This is a genomic window from Acetobacter sp. AN02 (assembly GCF_029759835.1).
GTDB lineage: Bacteria > Pseudomonadota > Alphaproteobacteria > Acetobacterales > Acetobacteraceae > Acetobacter.
The window spans coordinates 1-1132 of the sequence record NZ_JAJJND010000183.1; the positions used below are offsets into that span (position 1 = coordinate 1).

Here is a 1132-nt window from a genome sequence, read left to right on the forward strand (position 1 = left end):
TACATCTGCAAAATATGGACTTCAGAACCAGATCGATTCATCATCAACCCAATCCACCAAATCCCGGGACTAAACACCTAGGAAGGGATCGACGCTCGATCACGGGCTGCATCCTCATCAGAGGGAGCAGTCCCTGTCGCGGTCTAGGTCGCGTGGCATGGATATGGGGATGTAGGATTTTTCTGGAAAGATATCGTATTTATGTGTATTTTTTACTCAGGAGATACACATTATGCGAACCAACATCATTATTGATGATACCCTTATGACAGATGCCCTGAGGGCATCAGGCGTTAAAACCAAGAAGGAAGCGGTTGAACTCGGGTTGCGGATGCTGATCAGGCTGAAGCAGCAGCGGGAACTCCGCACTTTGCGTGGAAAGTTCGACTGGAAGGGTGACCTCGATACTATGCGTTCTGACGCATGATTCTGGTCGATTCATCGGTCTGGATCGATTTTTTCCGGGGTACGGTTACGCCACAGGCTGAGGTTCTGGATCGTCTTCTGGGCGAAGAACCTGTCGCTATCGGGGATCTGATGATGACGGAAGTTCTTCAGGGTTTTTCCAGCGAGCGGGATTTCAACAAGGCGCGGAGACTGCTTGGCGCTCTGGATCTGGTTGAGATCGGAGGACGTGATGTCATGATCGAGGCAGCACGGTATTTCCGTGACCTGCGCAGCAGAGGCATTACCATCCGCAAGACCATTGATACCCTGATTGCCACACGGTGCATCGTAAGCGGGTATCGGCTTCTTTACAGTGACCGGGACTTTGATCCGTTTGTGACACATCTGGGGCTTGAGCGGGTTGTCTGATTTTGGCGTGGTTAAGAGTATGCAGAAAAAAGAAGGCGTCTGATGTCAGAGGAAGGTTCGGTGCAGCGCGCGTTTGATGATCTGCGTGCTGAAATATCGGTGCTCCGGCGCAGTGTGGAAGCGCTGCCGCAGGCATGGCGGGAGAACCGGCCGCCGGATTATACGGAGGATCTGGCCGGCTCTGTTGCAAAGCTGGAAACAAGCTGATGCGAGGCTGATTTCTGGGTTTTTTAGAATGTATAATACCAACTCTGGGATGCCCTGACTCATATTTGATTTCTTTAGGGTATCGTTTTGGATCGCCCTGTGATTCACC

At 51.4% G+C, this 1132-nt stretch carries 3 protein-coding genes and 1 pseudogene; all 4 read left to right on the forward strand.

The genetic code is table 11. From position 1 onward, the window contains the following. Positions 1-79 precede the first annotated feature (79 nt). Positions 80-175: pseudogene (locus LOC54_RS12415) on the forward strand (conjugal transfer protein TraA); the annotation flags it as partial. 57 nt (positions 176-232) lie between these two features. After that, the gene (locus LOC54_RS12250) at positions 233-427 is read left to right on the forward strand and encodes a type II toxin-antitoxin system VapB family antitoxin (protein WP_212339306.1); all 195 of its coding nucleotides are present in this window, start codon (positions 233-235) and stop codon (positions 425-427) included. Then, a complete protein-coding gene (locus tag LOC54_RS12255) occupies positions 424-816 on the forward strand; it encodes a PIN domain nuclease (protein WP_279314056.1) in 393 nt (130 codons plus the stop codon). Before LOC54_RS12250 ends, LOC54_RS12255 begins: the two co-directional genes overlap by 4 nt. A gap of 42 nt (positions 817-858) precedes the next feature. Continuing rightward, positions 859-1023 (forward strand): hypothetical protein, encoded by a 165-nt coding sequence (locus tag LOC54_RS12260; RefSeq protein ID WP_279314057.1) that lies wholly within the window; start codon positions 859-861, stop codon positions 1021-1023. The last annotated feature ends 109 nt before the right edge of the window (positions 1024-1132 follow it).

Coding starts and splice junctions, on each gene's coding strand:
- LOC54_RS12250 (WP_212339306.1), top strand. CDS start 233: ATGCGAACCAACATCATTATTGATGATACCCTTATGACAGATGCCCTG.
- LOC54_RS12255 (WP_279314056.1), top strand. CDS start 424: ATGATTCTGGTCGATTCATCGGTCTGGATCGATTTTTTCCGGGGTACG.
- LOC54_RS12260 (WP_279314057.1), top strand. CDS start 859: ATGTCAGAGGAAGGTTCGGTGCAGCGCGCGTTTGATGATCTGCGTGCT.